This window comes from Stieleria magnilauensis (assembly GCA_007753675.1).
GTDB classification, from domain to species: domain Bacteria; phylum Planctomycetota; class Planctomycetia; order Pirellulales; family Pirellulaceae; genus Stieleria; species Stieleria magnilauensis.
In genome coordinates this window covers 9,938,761-9,956,964 of the sequence record CP036432.1, presented here as the reverse complement: position 1 = coordinate 9,956,964, position 18,204 = coordinate 9,938,761, and the positions used below count along the sequence as shown (strand labels likewise).

General features: G+C 56.6%; 1 protein-coding gene (only partly in view). It reads left to right on the top strand.

Going from position 1 to position 18,204, the window contains the following annotated elements:
* Positions 1–18,204 carry the 3' portion of a right-handed parallel beta-helix repeat-containing protein gene (locus TBK1r_RS35490; protein WP_145220684.1) on the top strand. It extends 16,206 nt beyond the left edge of the window, so 18,204 of the gene's 34,410 nt are visible here — the last part of the coding sequence; the start codon falls outside the window, past its left edge; it ends in the stop codon at positions 18,202–18,204.

Here is an 18,204-nt window from a genome sequence, read left to right as displayed (position 1 = left end):
CCGGCCACCGGCAACGTGATCTTGATGGAAGACAAATCGCTGACGGCAAACACGTCGGATCTGCTCGCGGTCAGTGGTGTGACGACGCTCGCTGACCTGCTGAACAAGACCATCGAAATCACCGAAGGACCTGGTGTCGGACTGTTTCGTTTGATCCTCGCGGCGGCTGATCTCGGTGGCGGCCAAGCGAAATTGACGCTGAACGAGAGTTGGGGGCTGACTGCAACGCAACTGGGCGACGTCAAAAAATACGCCGTCACGACGATGAGTTTGAACTTCTTCGCCAAGGAAGAAGAGCAAATCGACGTGATGACGTTATGGCACGACGACTCGCTGGCGGACAGCACCGGCACATTAAGCGCCTCGCGCGTCGCGGGTCTCGGAATGGGACCGGACGTTACGATCGGTGGCAGGAGCCAACCCGGCGGGATCCGATACAATGATTTGGAAGTCGTCGACGTCAAATTGGGTGCGGGTCACGACGATTTGCAAATCGTCGGTGCGCAAATTCGCGAAGACGGATTCCAAACGTGGACGACGGTCAACACCGGTCCAGGCGACGACAACGTTGTGCTGAAACTGAACGCCGTCGATCAAATCGTCGCCTCCGGAACCGCCACATCCGGAGCGACCGCAACGCTGGTCGACGCTTCGGCGAACTATCCCGTGACCGGACTGGGAATACAAGGACATCGTGTGCGCATCACTGCCGGTACGGGAATCGGACAGACACGACAAATCCTCTCCAACACCCATGACACGATTACGATCGCCTTGGCCTGGGAAACCATCCCGGATGCGACCAGCGTTTACGAGATTCTCGATCAGGCCGATGGATCAATCTCGCTGAGTACCGGGCGAGGCGATGATACGGTTGACGCTACAACCACGGATCGCTCGCTTTTGATCTTCGGTGAGGAGGGGGCGGATACTCTGACGGGTGGTCTTGGTGACGACCTGATCTTCGGCGATTTGGGGCGAGTCGATTACTTCGATTCCGATGGGGCGATCGTCACACGACTGGGAACGCACCCGGATCTCGACACGCGGACGTCACGTCGTGACGTGCAATTTTTCTCCAGTCCGACTTCGGCGACCGGCACAACACTGACCGATACGTCGGCCGCGTTTCCGATCGGCGATGAAAGTTTGGCCGGATTGTTTGTGCGGATCACGATCGGAACGGGCGCATTGCAACGCCGTCGAATCGTCAGCAATACATCAATCTCCTTGGTGCTCAGTGAAGCCTGGGACGTGATCCCCGACGGCAGCAGTACCTACCGAATTTATGCTCTTTCGGAAGACCAAACCGACGGCGTTGTTCGAGAAGCCGAGCTGAAACTCACGATACCGACCACCGATGGCGGCAATGATTCGATCAACGGTTCCTCCGGCAACGACGTTCTACTGGGGAACTTTGGCGCCGACATCATCCACGGCAACGACGGCCAGGACCGAATCTTTGGTCACGGCATCCAAGGCAGCAACGACGATGCCGCCGCGGACCAACTGTTCGGAGATGACGGTCGCGATGAGGTTCATGGACAAGACGGTGACGATACCGTCTCGGGCGGCGATTCGAATGATGACCTCTTTGGCGGCGCGGGCGCCGACTCGATCCTAGGGGGCGAAGGAAATGATCAAGCCTACGGCGGCCCCGGCAACGATCAGCTTCAAGGGGATGCCGGTGACGACATCCTTTTCGGTCAGACCGGTCAAGACTCAATCAGCGGCGGTGACGGAACAGATTACCTCGACGGCGGCGAAGGGACCGACAGCCTCTCGGGAGGAATCGGCAACGACGTCTTATTCGCGGGGACTGGAATCGGCAACGTTCTCAATGGCGACGAAGGCGATGATCGAATCACCGGTGCCGACGAGGGTGGCGATACAGATCCTGATTTCACCGACGCAATCTACTTCGGCGATTTGATCATTGGAGGACCCGGCGACGACCAAATCTGGGCTCTCGCCGGTGCCGATCACGTACTGGGAGGCGATGGAAACGACCGCATCGATACCGGGCTCGGTAGCGACGACGCCGACGGCGGATCGGGCAACGATTGGATGTTTGCCGGTCACGGTTTGGGCGATCGCTTGCTGGGCGGATCTGACGACGACGAACTGTATGGTTCGCATTTCGGTGACGACACACTCGCCGGCGGAACAGGCCAAGACCGTCTGTTTGGACAGGGCGGCAATGACACGCTCGACGGAGACGCCGGAGATGATTTCCTGGACGGCGGAATCGGCGTCGATCTGGTTCGTGGAGGACTCGGCGACGATGAACTTCTCGGCGGTGGCGGCACCCTGGATCAACTCTTGGGACAGGAAGGCGACGACGTCATTCGAGGCTCCGATGACGGAGCGGATCTGATCTTCGGCGGTCCAGGCAACGAATGGATCATCGGCTTGGGCGGAAACGATGTCATTTCCGGGGGACCCGGCGACGATGTCATCCGCGGCGGCAAGGGCGACGACAAAATCGCCGGCGATGGCGGCATCGATGTCCTGCTCGGTGACGATGATCACGACATTCTGTATGGCCACAACACGACAGGGGTGGGTGACGGAACGGCCGATGACGGCGCGGCCGATCGCATCTTTGGTGACTTCGGAACCGGTGCCGACGAAACAGGTTCGGGACAGGACCAACTGTTCGGCGGCGGTGGAACCGATCTGATGTTTGGTGAAGCCGGTGACGACTTCATCGATGTCGTGACGGAAACGGTTCAGACCTACGACTACGGTTCCGGTGAAGCTGCGACGCCGAGTGATTTCGTGACGCCAACGCCGACGGCCGATCCGGTTCTGACGACGGCCGATCCGATGATTCTGGCCGTCGCAACCCTTCCCACCGGGCCGACCTATACGGGGCGTTGGACCGAGTTTGCCGGATCGGCATCGGGCTGGGGAATCAGCGGTGGTGGTCCGGTTTCTATCGAGCCCGCCGTCGCGATCGATGCGTCGGGCAAACGCTATGTGACCTGGGCCGATGCGCGGCATGGCAACTTTGAAGTTTACGTTGCGGTCCACGAATCGGGTGTCGGCTGGCGTCAACTGGCCGGCAGCGTCGCAGCGGGCGGAGTGGTCGCCACGCCGACTTCATCGCGTCGTCCCTCGATCGCGATCGATGCGGACAACAACCCGATCGTGGTTTGGACCGAAATCGATGCCGCCGGCAGCGACCTCCGCGCCGCCAAATGGGATCCAACGGCGGGCGCCGGCAGCGGTGCTTGGGTGCCCATCGGTGATTCGCTTTTGCCGGGTGGAATCACAGGCGGAAACCCGTCCGACCGCGCCGACGAATCGTCGATCGCGATCACGCCATCGGGTCCCGTGATCGCATGGCTGGATCAATCCTCGGGCGCCAAAAATGCATATGCCCGTCGTTTCGCCGCGGGTGATTGGGTCACCTTGGGCAGTAACGTGGCAACGGCCGGTGTGTCCGAATCCGACAGCGACATTGAGGGTCTTGCGATCGCCGTGGACGGTGAGACCGTCGCCATCGCCTGGACCCAAACGACCGGCGATCAAAGCGAAATCTATCTGCGTCAACTGAGCGGTTCGACTTGGGGGCAAATGGATGGATCGGCCAGCGGTGGCGGTGTTTCTGATTCTCGCCGCGCGAGTCATTCGGCGACGTTGGCGTACCACGACGGAGAACTGTTTACCGCCTGGATCGACGAAACAAGTGGGTTCCCCCGCGTCTATGCCTCGCGATTTGACGGCAGCGAGTGGGTTGATGCCGGAGTCGGATCGCGAGAACACAGTGGCGTCAATGCGTTCGGCGGTCGTGCCAGTCGCCCCGGTCTGGTCTCCCGCGGCGGAAAACTGTTCCTCGCCTATCGTGACAATCTGGTCGCGACCGACGTCAATTCCGATCCAGCGATTTACGTCAAAGAATGGTCGGGCACAGCGTTTGCTGAGCCCGTCAGGGGAGACGCCAGCGGTCGTGGCATCGGAATCACCGGCGGGGCCCGGCTTGACAACGCCTTGGCACTGGATTCAGACGGCAGTCCGTTCGTGGCGTGGTTCGAACCGGTCGACGCCGGCGGAGAGGTCTATTTCCGCGGCAACACGTTTGATCTCAGCGGTTCGTTGACCCAAGTCGATGGGACAGTGGGAAACTCTCTTCAGGACGTTCTGGATGCTCAAGACCTTGGCGTTGGCGATGTGATTCTCGTCCAGGGAACGCACACCGATGGCGCGATCGTGACATCGGGCGACGCCGGTGTTTCAATCATCGGCGGACCGGATTCGGTCATTCAAGGTTCGATCGTGATCAACGATGCCGACGGAATCACTGTGCAACGATTGTCGATCAACGGCGGAATCACGATCAACGGTTCCGACAACGTCACGCTGCGCGAAAACAAGATCTCCGGCGGTGGTGTCACCATTGATCAAGCCTCTACCAACACTGTTCTGGCAAACAATTCGATTGCCGCAGACATCGGACTCACGCTGACCGGATCGGTCACCCAGACACGTGTCGAGTTCAATCAGTTCACCAGTCCCAACGGCAGTGCCGTGGGGTTCAAGGTAACGGGAACAGGTGCAACCGGCATGGTCGTTCGCGAAAACGATTTTCTCGGTTCGGGTACGGGGATCTCGCTCGACGCCTCGGCCGGCGGAACCATTCAGGGCAACGAGATTGGAGTCTCCGAAACGGGGATCAAGATCGCGGCGCCATTCACGGGCGAGATTTCCGAAAACAACATCCACGATGCTCTGGTCGGCGTGGCGTACACCGCGTCGGCATCGCTCAGCGACAATCAAATCTTTGACAATACACTCGGCGTTCGATCGACCGTCGACTCCGTCAGTTCTGGATTCGGATTCGTCGGGACCGCACTTCCCAACAAGATCTTTGGCAACCAGACGGGTGTCGAGCTGAATGGACGGATGCAGAATCAACACGTCTTTGAAAACCAGATCGGTGTGATCGGGGCGGGGATTCTTGGCGGTGACGACTTTGGTTTCATGAACCTGATCCAGTCCAACGAAGTCGGCATAGATTTCGATGGCTTGGTACAGTTCAACCGTGTTTTCGAAAACGTGACGGGCGTTTCGGCTGGTAGCCGCAACGTGATCGTTCACAACATCCTGTCGCGCAACAGCGTTGCCGGCATTCACGCCCATGGAAGCTTTGATGTCAGGATCGCCCACAACACGATTTTCGGCGAAACAGGTGCCAACATCCGGATTGACGGCACTTCCAGTGAGATCGAAGTACGCAACAATATTTTGTCAACGCAGAACGGATACGACCTGTTCCTCGACGACAATAGTTTGAAAGGTTTCTTCAGCGACTACAACACGCTGCATGCCGATCCGGGTGGCAAGATCGCCCACTTTGTGATTGACTTCGACGACCTGCTCGACTGGCAACGCGATGTTCATCGCTATGATTTGCATTCACTCGGTTCGACGCGGGTGAACCCCTGGTGGAGCAAGCCGACGTACGTCAACCGCGGAACAGGCGAACTCGATGTTTTCGAAACCGTTGCCGGGCTGCGCCGCACCAGCCCGACACTGGACGCCGGCGATCCGCGAATCGATTTCGTATCACCAACGGGGTATCAGAATCTGCTCGTTAACGCGGGATTTGAAAATGGAACCACCGGCTGGCAGACTCATCAAGGGGCACAGGTTCGATCCGTCGCCCCAATCGCATTCGAAGGAAATCAATACTTTTTCGGAAACAACCACGCGACGGCGTTCGCACAACAGACCATCGACCTACTCGCTGCGGGTTACGCGATCGAGGAAATTGATGGAGCGGAATTGGTTGCCGTATTTAATGGCCGTGTTCGCGCGGCAAACGAGACACTGCCTGAGCAGGCTAAGATTTCGTTGCAGTTTCTCGACGGTGCGGATGTTGTACTCGAGACGATTGAGCTGACGGCAGAATCGGCGATCGATCGATGGGAACTGCTGGGCGATCGCGTTGCAATCCCACTCGGGGCGCGCAAAGCCGTCTTCCGGTTCGAGTCTGATCGAATGAGCGGAGTCTACAACGACGGCTATTTTGATGCCGCGTCATTGCAGGTCGTTTCGAAAAATATCTATCCCGATCAGGGGGCGTATGGAGGAACGACAAGTGATGTGTTTGCCGGTCGCACGCAAATTCGCCTCCTGTCACCGGACCTGTACGTCGATTGGCGCAAGGATGTGCCGGATTTAATCCGTTGGCAATCGGCCGGCAACGACGCGGGAACTCCGGTGAAAATTGATTTGTACCAAGATGCGGTTGATGGACCGGTTTGGTTGACAACGATTGCCGCGTCGACGGCCGATGACGGGGAGTATTCGTGGACGCCCAGCGATGACGGAATTGGTTTTGGCACGTATGGATTGAGGATCCATGTTTCGCTGGTCAACCAACCGCTGGTGTTCGACCGCAGCGTTGAACCGTTCACGGTCCCCGAGGATCCGGCGGCCAACGCGTTCTATGTCAACGACGCCAATGCGGTAAACGATCAGTACAGCACGGCGCCGGGAGACCATCGCAATACGGGGCTATTGCAGAATCGTCCCAAGCCGCACATCAACAGCATCCTGCGCGTCTACGACCTCGGGGCCGGCGATACGATTTTTAACGACACCGGCGACTACTTCGCTTTTGATCCGATCGTGATTTCCAGTTCCACGGGTGTGGGTGACGACGAAGGCTTTTTGTGGACGGGGCCGTCCGACGCGGGCAAAAAAGTCTCGTTCGAGTATGCCTACTCGAACCAACCCGATTCGGTCGTCGAACTGTTTGATGCCGATCAAGTGACCATTCGATACTTTGACTTCTCAGGCGGCCGCCGTGGCATTTGGCTACACGGGGGAAGCACTCGATTCACCGGTGAGTCTCTAACGCTATCGTCGCAATCCGAAGACGGCATCTTGATCCAAGACGATGCCGAAGCAACGCGATTGGACCAGATCACTGCATCCAATAACGCGCGGCACGGTGTTTACGCGACCAGTGCGATCGGGGAGATCACCAACAGCCGGTTCTTTGGCAACGCGGAACATGGATTAGCGCTCTCCAATCAAGAGAGTTTGGTCGTCGATCAGAATCAGATTTACGAGAACGGGCTCGATGGCATTCACCTGACACGAGTTCCGGGAGCGAGTTCGTCGATCTCCGGGAACGCGGTCTACGGCAATAATCGCGGAATCTATGCCTCCTTCGGCTTGGGGCGTTCTGCCGTCACCGTCGTTGGTAATTCCGTACACGATCATCCGACGCAGGGCATTGAAATTTGGGGCAATGGCGATGTTTCACGGAACTCGGTTTTCAACAACCAGAACTTAGGAATTCAAGTTCGCGACGAGGCCAGGGCAGTTGAAAACGTCGTCTTCGGCAGCAAGACGGGGATCGAATTGGTTGGCTACGGGGGCGCAACCGCCAGGAACAACCGCGTTTACGATCACGACGAAATCGGCATTCTCGCCTACGGTAGCAGTGTGATCGAAGGCAATGTGATTTATTCCTCACCCATCGGGGTCGACGCTCGCATGCAAAATGCTCTGGGAGGAAGCATCTCGGGAAACCTGGTCTATGCAGCGACCCAAAATGGCGTCCGGGTTGACGACGCGAATGGTGCTGAGATCGATGGCAATACGTTCTATACCAACGCTGGAATCGGGCTGTCGGTGGAGAACACTTCGGTCAACGTTGATGTTCGCAACAACATCTTCCGAGTCCTTGACGGAGTGGGACTTTCGGTGGCGAGCAACAGTCAGTCCGGCTTTGACTCGGACTACAACCTCTATTGGGCGGACGGCGGCGGTGTGGTTGCTTCCTGGCAGGGCATCAAACGGGCGAGCTTGAACGAATGGCGAAACGCCGCGTTCACCGATCGCAACAGTCTGGAGCAAGACCCGCTCTTCTTGGACCCGCATGGATCTGATGGGGTGCTCGGATTCGTTGATTTGGCGAATGACGGACGCGACGACGACTTCCATCTGCAAAGCACCGAAGGCCGCTTCACCGGATCGATCACACCGGTTCATGATCTTGTCACGGGTCTCCCTGTTTTCCTGAGTATTACCGAACAGGTGGATGCCAATCAGTCGCCGGCAATCGACCGTGGCGACGAGACGTACCCATTCTTGAACGAGTCGTCACCGAATGGCGGATTCGTGAATTTAGGGGCGTTCGGCAATACGCTGCAAGCATCCAAGAGCCCGTTGGAATACGTCTTGGTGACGGTACCCGATGGTGGAGAGGTTTGGCCCGCCGAACAGACATTCGCGATTGGTTGGCGTTCGGATTTACTTGCCAGTGGAGACGTCCGAATCGAGCTTTTACGTGAGGGTGACGGAGCTTTCGTGGAATTGATCGCCGCCAACGCTCCGAACACGGGCGGTTTCGATTGGACCATTCCGACGAGGATCACGCCGCAATCGGACTATCGAATCCGCGTGACACGAAATGATAACCATGCGCTCGTTGATACCAGCAATGGAGTCTTTGCGATCACCGAGCCGATCCATTTTTATTACGTCAACTTGGCCGGCGACACCGACTTCACGGATAATGAATACACGACGTTCCCCGGCGACGATGCGGTCAACGCAGGAACCAGCCCGGCCGCACCGAAAGCAACGATTCGCGGCGTACTGGAAGCGTACGACCTTGGACCGGGTGATGTCATTTTCGTCGACACCGGGCACTACACACTCGACGTCAATGTTGTGATCACTGCGGAGGATTCCGGAGTCCGTATCGTCGGCGCAACCCAACCGGGACACGAAACGCTGCTCGATCGCGCTAATACGGCTGCGGGCAATTACGTGTTTGACCTGCAAGGTGCGGACGATGTGACATTGGAGAGCTTAAGCATCACCGGTGGTTCGAACGGCGTTGTTGCACTTGACAATGCCGACAGCGACGGACTGCAGTTGAAAGATTCAAAAGTGTTTGGCAATCGCTATGAGGAAATTTGGATCGGCATCGGCAACGAGCGTTTCACCCTGCGAGGCAGCGACGTCTATGACCCCAATTGGTCAGACGTGATCGGGATCCGATCGCGCGGTGATACGACGGTTGTGACGGAAAGCAAAATCCACGGCCACTACTTTGGCATCCAACTCGAAGGCCGAGGAAACGAAATCACGAAGAGCTGGGTCTACAACAATGACGCTTTCGGCATCCTTTACAACTTGGGCAATGACACGGGGACCTCGATCACTCACAACCACGTTTTTGCCAACAGCACTGGAATCCAGGCCAATCTATCGGACTCGTCGGTCGCCGGAACGATTTCCGACAATGCTGTTTTTGCCAATTCGTTCAGAGGAATCGATGTGGGAGCATTGCGAGCGCTGATTCGAGTCGAACGCAATGCGATCTATGACAATGCCCGTGGTATCGACACCAGGTACAACGTACGTTTCGCGGACAACGACGTGTTTCGAAATAGTATCGGAATCCATTCGACGGACGATAGTGTCGTCACTGGAAATCGCGTCTATGGCAACACCCAAGTCGGGATCCAGGCGGAGACACTCGCACGTGTACTCGGCAACCAGGTGTACTCCAACCAAATCGGCATCCAGACCCTTGGTTCCGGCTATTCGGGTCTGGTGAGTGGCAATATTGTGTATGACAACGCGACGCACGCGATGCTGCTGGAGCGTCTTGTTGCGGGCTCTCAGATCGTCAATAACACGATCGACCATGGTGCCGGAAGTGCCGTGCGATTCCAGATTTCTTCCTCGAATTTCAGTTTCCGAAACAACATTCTCAATATCGACGGTGACTATGCGTTGTCGTTCGCGGCGGACAGCCAACAGAATCTGAGCTTCGACTACAACCTCTACCACTTGGGCGGAACGACCAAGTTGGCCGACTTGGGCAACTCCGACATTCTTAGTCGCGTCGATTGGTTTTACGACTTGGGCCTCGGCACACATAGTCTCGCCGGAACCGCTTCATCATTCGATCCACAATTTGTCGATGACAACGGCGTGGATGACGTGCTGGGTTTTAATGCGACTGCGACGGGTGCTGCCGTGATCATTGATGACGGCGACGCCGGATTCAGTACCAGCGGCATCGGCTGGATTCCCGAAGTGGATTCAAATGCATATGACGGTGACTTCCAAACAACCAACGAACCGGGCACGGGAAATAATCTTGCGCAGTGGACGTTCGGTGGGTTAACGGCAGGTCAAACCTATCAAATATCGACGACCTGGGTCGCCGATTTCGCCTACACGCGATCGGCCAAATACCGAATCTACGATGGACCGTTCGACGAATCCAAGCCGCCGATCGGATGGAAGGCGATCAACCAAAGCATTCCCCCGGTCGGGTTCACGGATGCGGGCAGCACGTGGAATCGCCTGGGATTCTTCACGCCCACCGGCAATACCATCGCGATCGTGATGAGCGATTTTGGCCAACCGGTCTCGGCCGATGCGGTTCATCTGGTTCCGATCGTGGGCGACGGTGGTGGCGACGACGATTTCCATCTAGCGAGCAATTCACCGGCTATCGACCAGGGTGATCGTTTTGACTTGTTTGACCTCGAACCTTTGCCGAATGGTCGACGGATCAATCTGGGCGCTTACGGCAATTCCGCGGATGCCGCGGTAAGTTCGGCGCAGATCGTTCAGATCATTGAGCCGGGCGGCCTGCAGAAATATGAGGTAGGACAACCCATTGAGATTCAGTGGCACGTCGCCGGGATCGGTGATCCGATTGACGATTCGTATCAGCGTACCATTCTTCAAGGCAATCCAATCGCATACTATCGCCTGGGAGAGACATCGGGGACGCAAGCGCAAGACGCTTCGGGCAATCTGCGGCACGGTTCGTATCTCGGGTCTCCGACGCTCGCTGCCGACGGTGTGTTCGAATCCGGTTTCGACACGGCGGTTAGGTTCGACAACACGGACATCGATTACATCGAAATCGCCGACGACGGCTCGCTCAGTCCGTCGAGACAGTTGAGTTTCTCATTCTGGGTGAACCAGGACCGCTCACCTGGCTATTGGACGCCGTTGATTCACAAACCAAACACCAACGGCAGTCCCGGCTATTTGTTGATGATCAGCCAGACCGGATTGCTGCGATTGGAGACAAAGGGAGGAGCCGAGATTCTTGAGTCGCCCCCTGGGAAATTTCAGTCGGGCAAATGGCAACACGTGGCGGGAGTGATCGATCGCGACGCCGGCAGCATGAAAATCTATGTGGAAGGCGAACTGGTTGCCCAACGATCGACCGGCACCAATGATCTTGATCCCAGCACCCAGCCTTTGCGTCTCGGATGGTGGACCGGCTCGGGCGTCGGTTACTTCACTCCGTTGGACGGCCGGCTCGACGAAGTGGCGGTTTACGATCGGGCATTGACGCCCAACGAGATCCGTCGCCAACGGATCAACACACCGTGGGCGAATGTGACACTTACGCTCGTCGACGAACTCACCGGCCAGCCCTATCCGATCGCTTCGAACGTTGATGCCGCCGGTACTTTCGATTGGACGATTACCGGTGTGCCCGCCGATCGCGAATATCGGTTCGCGATCACGGTCAATCAGGGCAGCTTGCCAACTGGAATTTCAAATGAGCCCATTCAGATTGCCAACGATGGCAACAGCTACTATGTGAACATCCCAGATGACCAGGACTTGAGCGATAACGAATTCACGACGGTCGCAGGCAACAATCGCAACTTTGGAAAGTCTCCCGACAGCCCGATGTCTAGCTTGCGAGCCTTGGTCGAGGCTTACGATCTGGATGCTGGCGATGTCATCTCGATCGATACGGGCACCTATTCGCTGCTCGGCAACATCATTTTGACCTCTGCCGATTCCGGTGTGACCATTGTGGGGGCGTCTCAATCCGGCCATCAATCCCATCTTGATCGCTCCAACCTGAGTGTCGGGAGTTATGTTTTCGAATTACGGGATGCCGATGACATTACGTTCGAGTTCCTGTCATTGAGCGGCGGCTCGCGCGGAATCTTCGCGGCCGACAACGCCGACAGCGACGATCTGACGATCCAGGACTCAAGAATCTTTTCTAACCGTCATGAAGAGATTTGGATCGGCGCGGGCAACGAGCGATTTACTTTGCTGAGAAGCGAAGTTTTCGATCCCAGTTGGTCCGATTTCATTGGGATGCAACTGCGCGGTGGCGCCGCCGTGTTGCACGACAGCAAGATTCATGGACACTACTTTGGCATTGTCCTCGCTGGTCATGGAAATCAGGTCGCCCGCAACTGGGTCTACAGCAACACCGTTTATGGGATCCAATACAACCTGGGCAGCGATACGGGAACCACGATCACGCACAACCGGATCTTTGGAAACAGCACCGGGATTTCCGCCAACCTATCGGACTCTGCGTTCGTCGGGGTCATCTCTGACAACATCGTCTTTGCCAACTCCTTCAAAGGAATCGACGTCGGATCGTTGCGGTCAACGATTCGCGTGGAACGTAACACGGTCTACGACAACCTTCTGGGCATCGACGCGAAGTCGAACGTCGTTGTCGCCGAAAACACCGTCTTTCGCAACAATCTGGGCATCCACGCAACCGATGATGTCATCGTCAGCGGAAATCGCGCATTCGGCAACCGCGAAGCGGGAATTCGCGCCGAAGCACGTTCCACGGTGCTTGCGAACACGATTTTTTCCAACCCTGTCGGCGTTCACACCTCTCGTGCCAACGGCCCGCTGTTTACCGGTCAGATTCAAGGCAACTTGGTTTATGCGAACACCGAGCAAGCGATGTTGCTGGAAGGTCTCAGCGGCGATGCCCTGATCATCAACAACACCATTGATCATCGGTTCGGTAACAGCGTTCGCATTCAGGGCGGTTCGAAAGACTTCGATTTCCGCAATAACATCCTTCAAAGCGACGGTGCCTACGCGATTTCGTTTGCGGCCGATAGCCAACTTGATCCTCGCCTGGATTACAACCTGTACAACGTATTGGGAACGGCAAAGCTGGCCGATTGGGCGGGAACCGAAATCCTCGACCGGTCTGATTGGTATTACGAATTTGGATTTGACGAGCACGGGATGGCGGGAAGTGGTGTGGCCTTCGACCCGAAATTCGTGGATCACGATGGTGCGGATAATCTGCAGGGCTTCCAAACAACGGTCAACGGAGTGGCGCAAATTATCGACGACGGCGAAGCCGGTTTTGCCACGTTTGGAACCGCTTGGAGTTCTGTGACCGATGGCAGCGCCCACGGCGGTGACTACCAGAGTTCGAGCGTTCCTGGAACGGGCGGAAACATCGCTCGGTGGACCGTTACGGGACTGACGCCAGGATTCACCTATCAGGTTGCCGCAACTTGGAAACCGCGTTTTGACGCCGGAACCGTTCCCTATCAGATCCACGATGGTGCTTCGGAAACGGACATGCCGGTCGGCTGGAAACGAGTGAATCAACAAACTTCACCAAACGACTTCACGGATGCCGGCAGCACGTGGGAGAACATTGCGATTGTCAGTCCCTCGAGTGACACCGTCACCATCGTGCTGCGCGATTTCGTCGGGGGCGGCGTCGTCGTAGCCGACGCGATTCACATGGTGGAGATTGTAGGAGACAGGTCGATCGATGATGACTTCCACCTGATCGGTAGCTCACCGGCAATTGACCGCGGCGATCCGACCGGGCCTTACGCGCTGGAACCATCGCCCAACGGATCGCGAATCAATCTCGGTGCGTATGGGAACACCGACGAGGCCGCAATCAGTGCCGCTCAGATCATTCAAGTCATCGATCCGATCGGATTCCAAAAGTTCGAGTCGGGCCAGACGATCGATCTGCGTTGGAACACCTCCGGAGTCCCGTCTTCCGATTTCATTGACCTGACGATCATTGACGACCTTTCCGGTCAGCAATACCCAATCGCATGCGTGGTGAATAGTGGCGAATACTCCTGGACGATCTCCGGTGTGCCTGTCGATATGGAGTATCGGTTGATGGTTGGGGTGAGTTCCGGCGGCCTCCAGAGTGTCAGCGATGCGCCGTTCTACATCGTCAACGATGGCAACGTGTATTACGTGGGAGACTCGGATCTAAGCGACAACGAATTCACGTCGTCTGTCGGCGACAATCGGAAATCGGGAAAAAGCCCGGACAGCCCGATGGCAAGCCCACGCGCGCTCATTGAAGCATTTGACCTTGATCCGAATGATGTCATTTATATTGACACCGGAATCTATCCGGTGTTGCAGACCATCAACCTGACGGCGGAAGATTCCGGTGTCCGAATCGTCGGCGCCTCGCAGCTCGATCACCATAGCGTGCTCGATCGGGGGAACCAGATCTCGGGAAACAATGTGATCGAACTCGTCAACGGAGATGACCTCACGCTCGAATACCTCTCGATTACTGGAGGCCACTATGGAGTTCATGCCGGAACTGGTTCCGACAGTGACAACTTGCAAGTACTGCATTCGCGAATTTACCAGAACGCTCGCGAAGAACTGATTCTCGGTCAGACCAACGACGGAGCGACACTATCAGACAGCGATTTCTTCGATCCCAGCGGCGGAACCGTTTTCGAATCTGGCATTTCAATTAACGCTAACGGAGCAGCGCTGACGCGCAACTTGATTCACGGGCACTACGTCGGCGCCAAGTTGATCGGACTGGGCATGCAGGTGTTCGACAACGAGTTCTACAACAACACCGGGACCGGATTGGACATCAACGGTGCGATCGGAAGCGCGTCGACGGTCACGGACAATCGTGCCTACGGCAACGTGACCGGAATGTCCGCCACCGGAGAAGTCGTTCTGCGAAACAACGAAGCCGATTCCAACACAACAGGGATCAAAGTTAGCGGCAATGTGCAGCTGTTCAAGAACGACGCTTATGATAACTCCGGCAGCGGGATCCTCCTAAACGATGGAGCCATTGCCGATGGAAACGTCGCTTACGGAAATCTGAACGGGATCGAGGTGCAAAACTCATGGAATCCGATCGTCCGCAACAACCGAGTCTACAACAACTCCGCCGCGGGGATCGTGGCCGACAACCAAACGCACATCGAAGCGAACACATCGTTCGACAATTCCGTCGGCATACTGATTCACGCCTATTTAGGCGCTTCGGTCCGGAGCAAGGCGATCAACAATCTGATCTACGGCAACACGAACCAGGGGATTTTCTTCGACAATTTCAGCCCCAAGTTCGAGGTGGTCAACAACACCATCTATCAGGAAGTCGGCGACGGCATTCGGATTACTGCCGGATCACCGGACGTGTTACTTCACAATAATATCGTCGCGGTCGAAGGAGGCTACGCCTTGTTCGTCAACGCCGCCAGCCAAACGGGTGTCGACAGCGATTACAACCTGGTGCACCTCGCGACCGGAGCGGCAAAAACAGGTTCCTGGGCGGGCGTGGACGCCACGACGCTGGCGGACTGGCAGAACGTCAGTTCTCAAGATGCCGCGAGCCTTACCGCGAACCCAAACTTCGTCGACTTCGATGGAAGCGACAACATTTTTGGTTACGACACGATCGCCGGTGTTGATGGCAGCCAAGATGACAATTTGATTCTGAATGCCCAATCACCCGCAATCGACCGGGCACATTCATGGTCTGCTCCGGTGAGCGATCGACTCGGTTCTTCGCGACTCGATGACCCGTCGACAATCAACCTCGGATCGCCTGACTATGTCGCCGAATCGCTCGAGAATAACCAGTTCGCTGCCGTTGGGTCCGCCTTGAATTGGACTTCTGACGGAACCTTCCCGATCAACTTGCCCTTCTCGTTTCCATTCTATGGAAACTCGTACTCCTCGGTCGGTGTATCGACGAACGGATTCATTGACCTAGGCAATATCACCTGGTTTCGAGAACCGACGGAGGCGAACTTCAAGAACCAAGCCAGAATCGCGCCGCTTTGGGGTGCGATCGACAACTGGGGAGCGGGCGACAACGTCTACGTGGACACTTCGATTGCAGAACAGGTGACGATTCGATGGGATGTCTCGTTATCAAGCGACCGCACGCAGGAGGTTCAGTTTTCGGCAACACTGAAAAAGTCCGGCGAAATCATCTTCCACTACGGCGATGTTCCAACGGGACTCTCTCCGATCGCCGGAATCTCGAGCGGTTCTGGACAGCTGTTTGTCTATGCGGATTCCAACCGCGTCGCAGATTTGAATCAATTTGATTCACAACGGTTTGTCCTCAGACCTGGTTTTGCAGACATCGGAGCCTATGAGTTCCGTGGAGACAGTTCGGACATCGATCCGCCAAACGTTCTTTCGATTCTTCCGGATCAGAACGATGTCCTCTTTGATGTCCCTACGATCCGAGTCACGTTTGACGAAGAACTCAATGCAGTCACGGCAACTGCCGCAACGTCCTACGAACTGCGCGACAGTGGCGATGACGCACAGTTCGGCAATACGGACGACGTTCTCTACGTGCTGCAACCACGATACTTGCTAGGCAACCCGTTTGTGCAGGTTGATGTCTTGCAAACGTTGCCGCCGGGCGAGTACCAGTTGACCCTCTATGACGCGATCCGCGATGCAGCTGGAAATCCGCTGGCAAATCCATTCACGTCCTTCTTTACCGTCTTGCCGGGCTCATCCTCCGCACCGGGCGTCTCGGTCATCGAATCCAACAACGAAACCGTGGTGTTCGAAGAGGGCATCATGGAGAGCACGCGGGACAGCTTTGAAGTTGCCCTCAACATTGCTCCGACAACGGATGTGACCGTCACCATCACCAGTGCCGACGAGAACGAAGCGATACCGATCACAACACAGCTGATGTTCACGACGGACAATTGGTTTCTCCCCCAAACCGTCGAGATTGTCGGTGTGATGGATCACGAGAGCGACGGCGATCAGTTGATTGCACTCTCGCTTGCACCCACTGCCGTGGCCGGAAGCAACTATGACGGTGCCGAAAGTCTGCCGCTCTCGGTGACCGTCAAAGACTTGTCGCATATCGCGCCGACAACCAACCAGATTGTTCTGGAAGACAGCAACACAAGCACGTTGCAGCTGAACAATCTGTTGTCCTACAATTCGCTCGGCCGGATACTTGAGATCGATGCGACCAGCTCGGATACAAACTTACTTGCCGCGCCGACGGTGACCTACCTTTACCCGAGCGACGTTGGATCGGTTGTGTTTTCACCGATCGAACACGCGTTTGGACAAGCTGTGATTGAAGTACAGATCATCGACCCCGGTGCTGACGGTGATTTCAGCACGCCTTCGGACAACGGCGTGCTGACGCGTAAGGCGACCGTCACGGTCGAACCGGTCAACGATGCCCCCAGCGTTTCATTGCCCGACCCTCCAGACTATCTGGCCGGCGAACCCCCGCAGCGGGTGTTTTCCGCGGCGGACCTGGGCGTCTCAGATGTTGACGATGCAAATTGGACCCGTGCAACGGCCAGAATCGTTAACGGCTACCAATCGAACGCGGATCTGCTAAGCATTGCCGCGGGGCTGCCCGCTTCGATCTCGGCAGGAAGTTTTGACACGACCACCGGCACGATCACTCTGACCGGCAATGCGTCTCTGGCGGATTACAAGATCGCACTCTCGTTGCTCGAATACCAGAACACCAGCGACCAACCGACCACGGACACACGTCACATTGAAGTCACGGTCACCGATTCCAATGGCACAAACGCCGCCAACGGCCCGTTGTCCGGCACAGCCAACGCATCCTTCGAGATCGTGTTTCGCCCAGAAGTAGAAGACGTCGTCTATGACGACGGAACCGCGCAGCGTTCGTCGATCCGTACAATCCAAGTTCGGTTCGATTCCGTTGTGACGCTGCAGTCGAACGCAATCGAGATTGAGCCTGTCGGTGGTGTTGCGTTTGCGCCCGCGTTTACGACGAGCGAAGTGGCCGGACGGACGATTGCGACCATTCAGTTTGATCCCCAAACTTTCGTCGGCGGTTCACTCGCGGATGGAAATTATCGAATACGAGTCAAACGCGATGCGGTCAGCGGGTCGAATACTTCTGGCTTGGCGGTCGACTTTGTCGACAGCTTTTTCCGGTTCTTCGGTGATAGCGACGGTGACCGCGACGTTGACGGTCAAGACTACGGCCGCTTCGGACTCTCCTTTCTGAAGCAGGAAGGCATGCAAGGTTTTGACGCCGATCTGGATTTCGATGGCGACGGTGACGTTGACGGCCAGGACTACGGGCATTTCGGCCTGCATTTCTTGCGAAGTCTGCCCGAATAG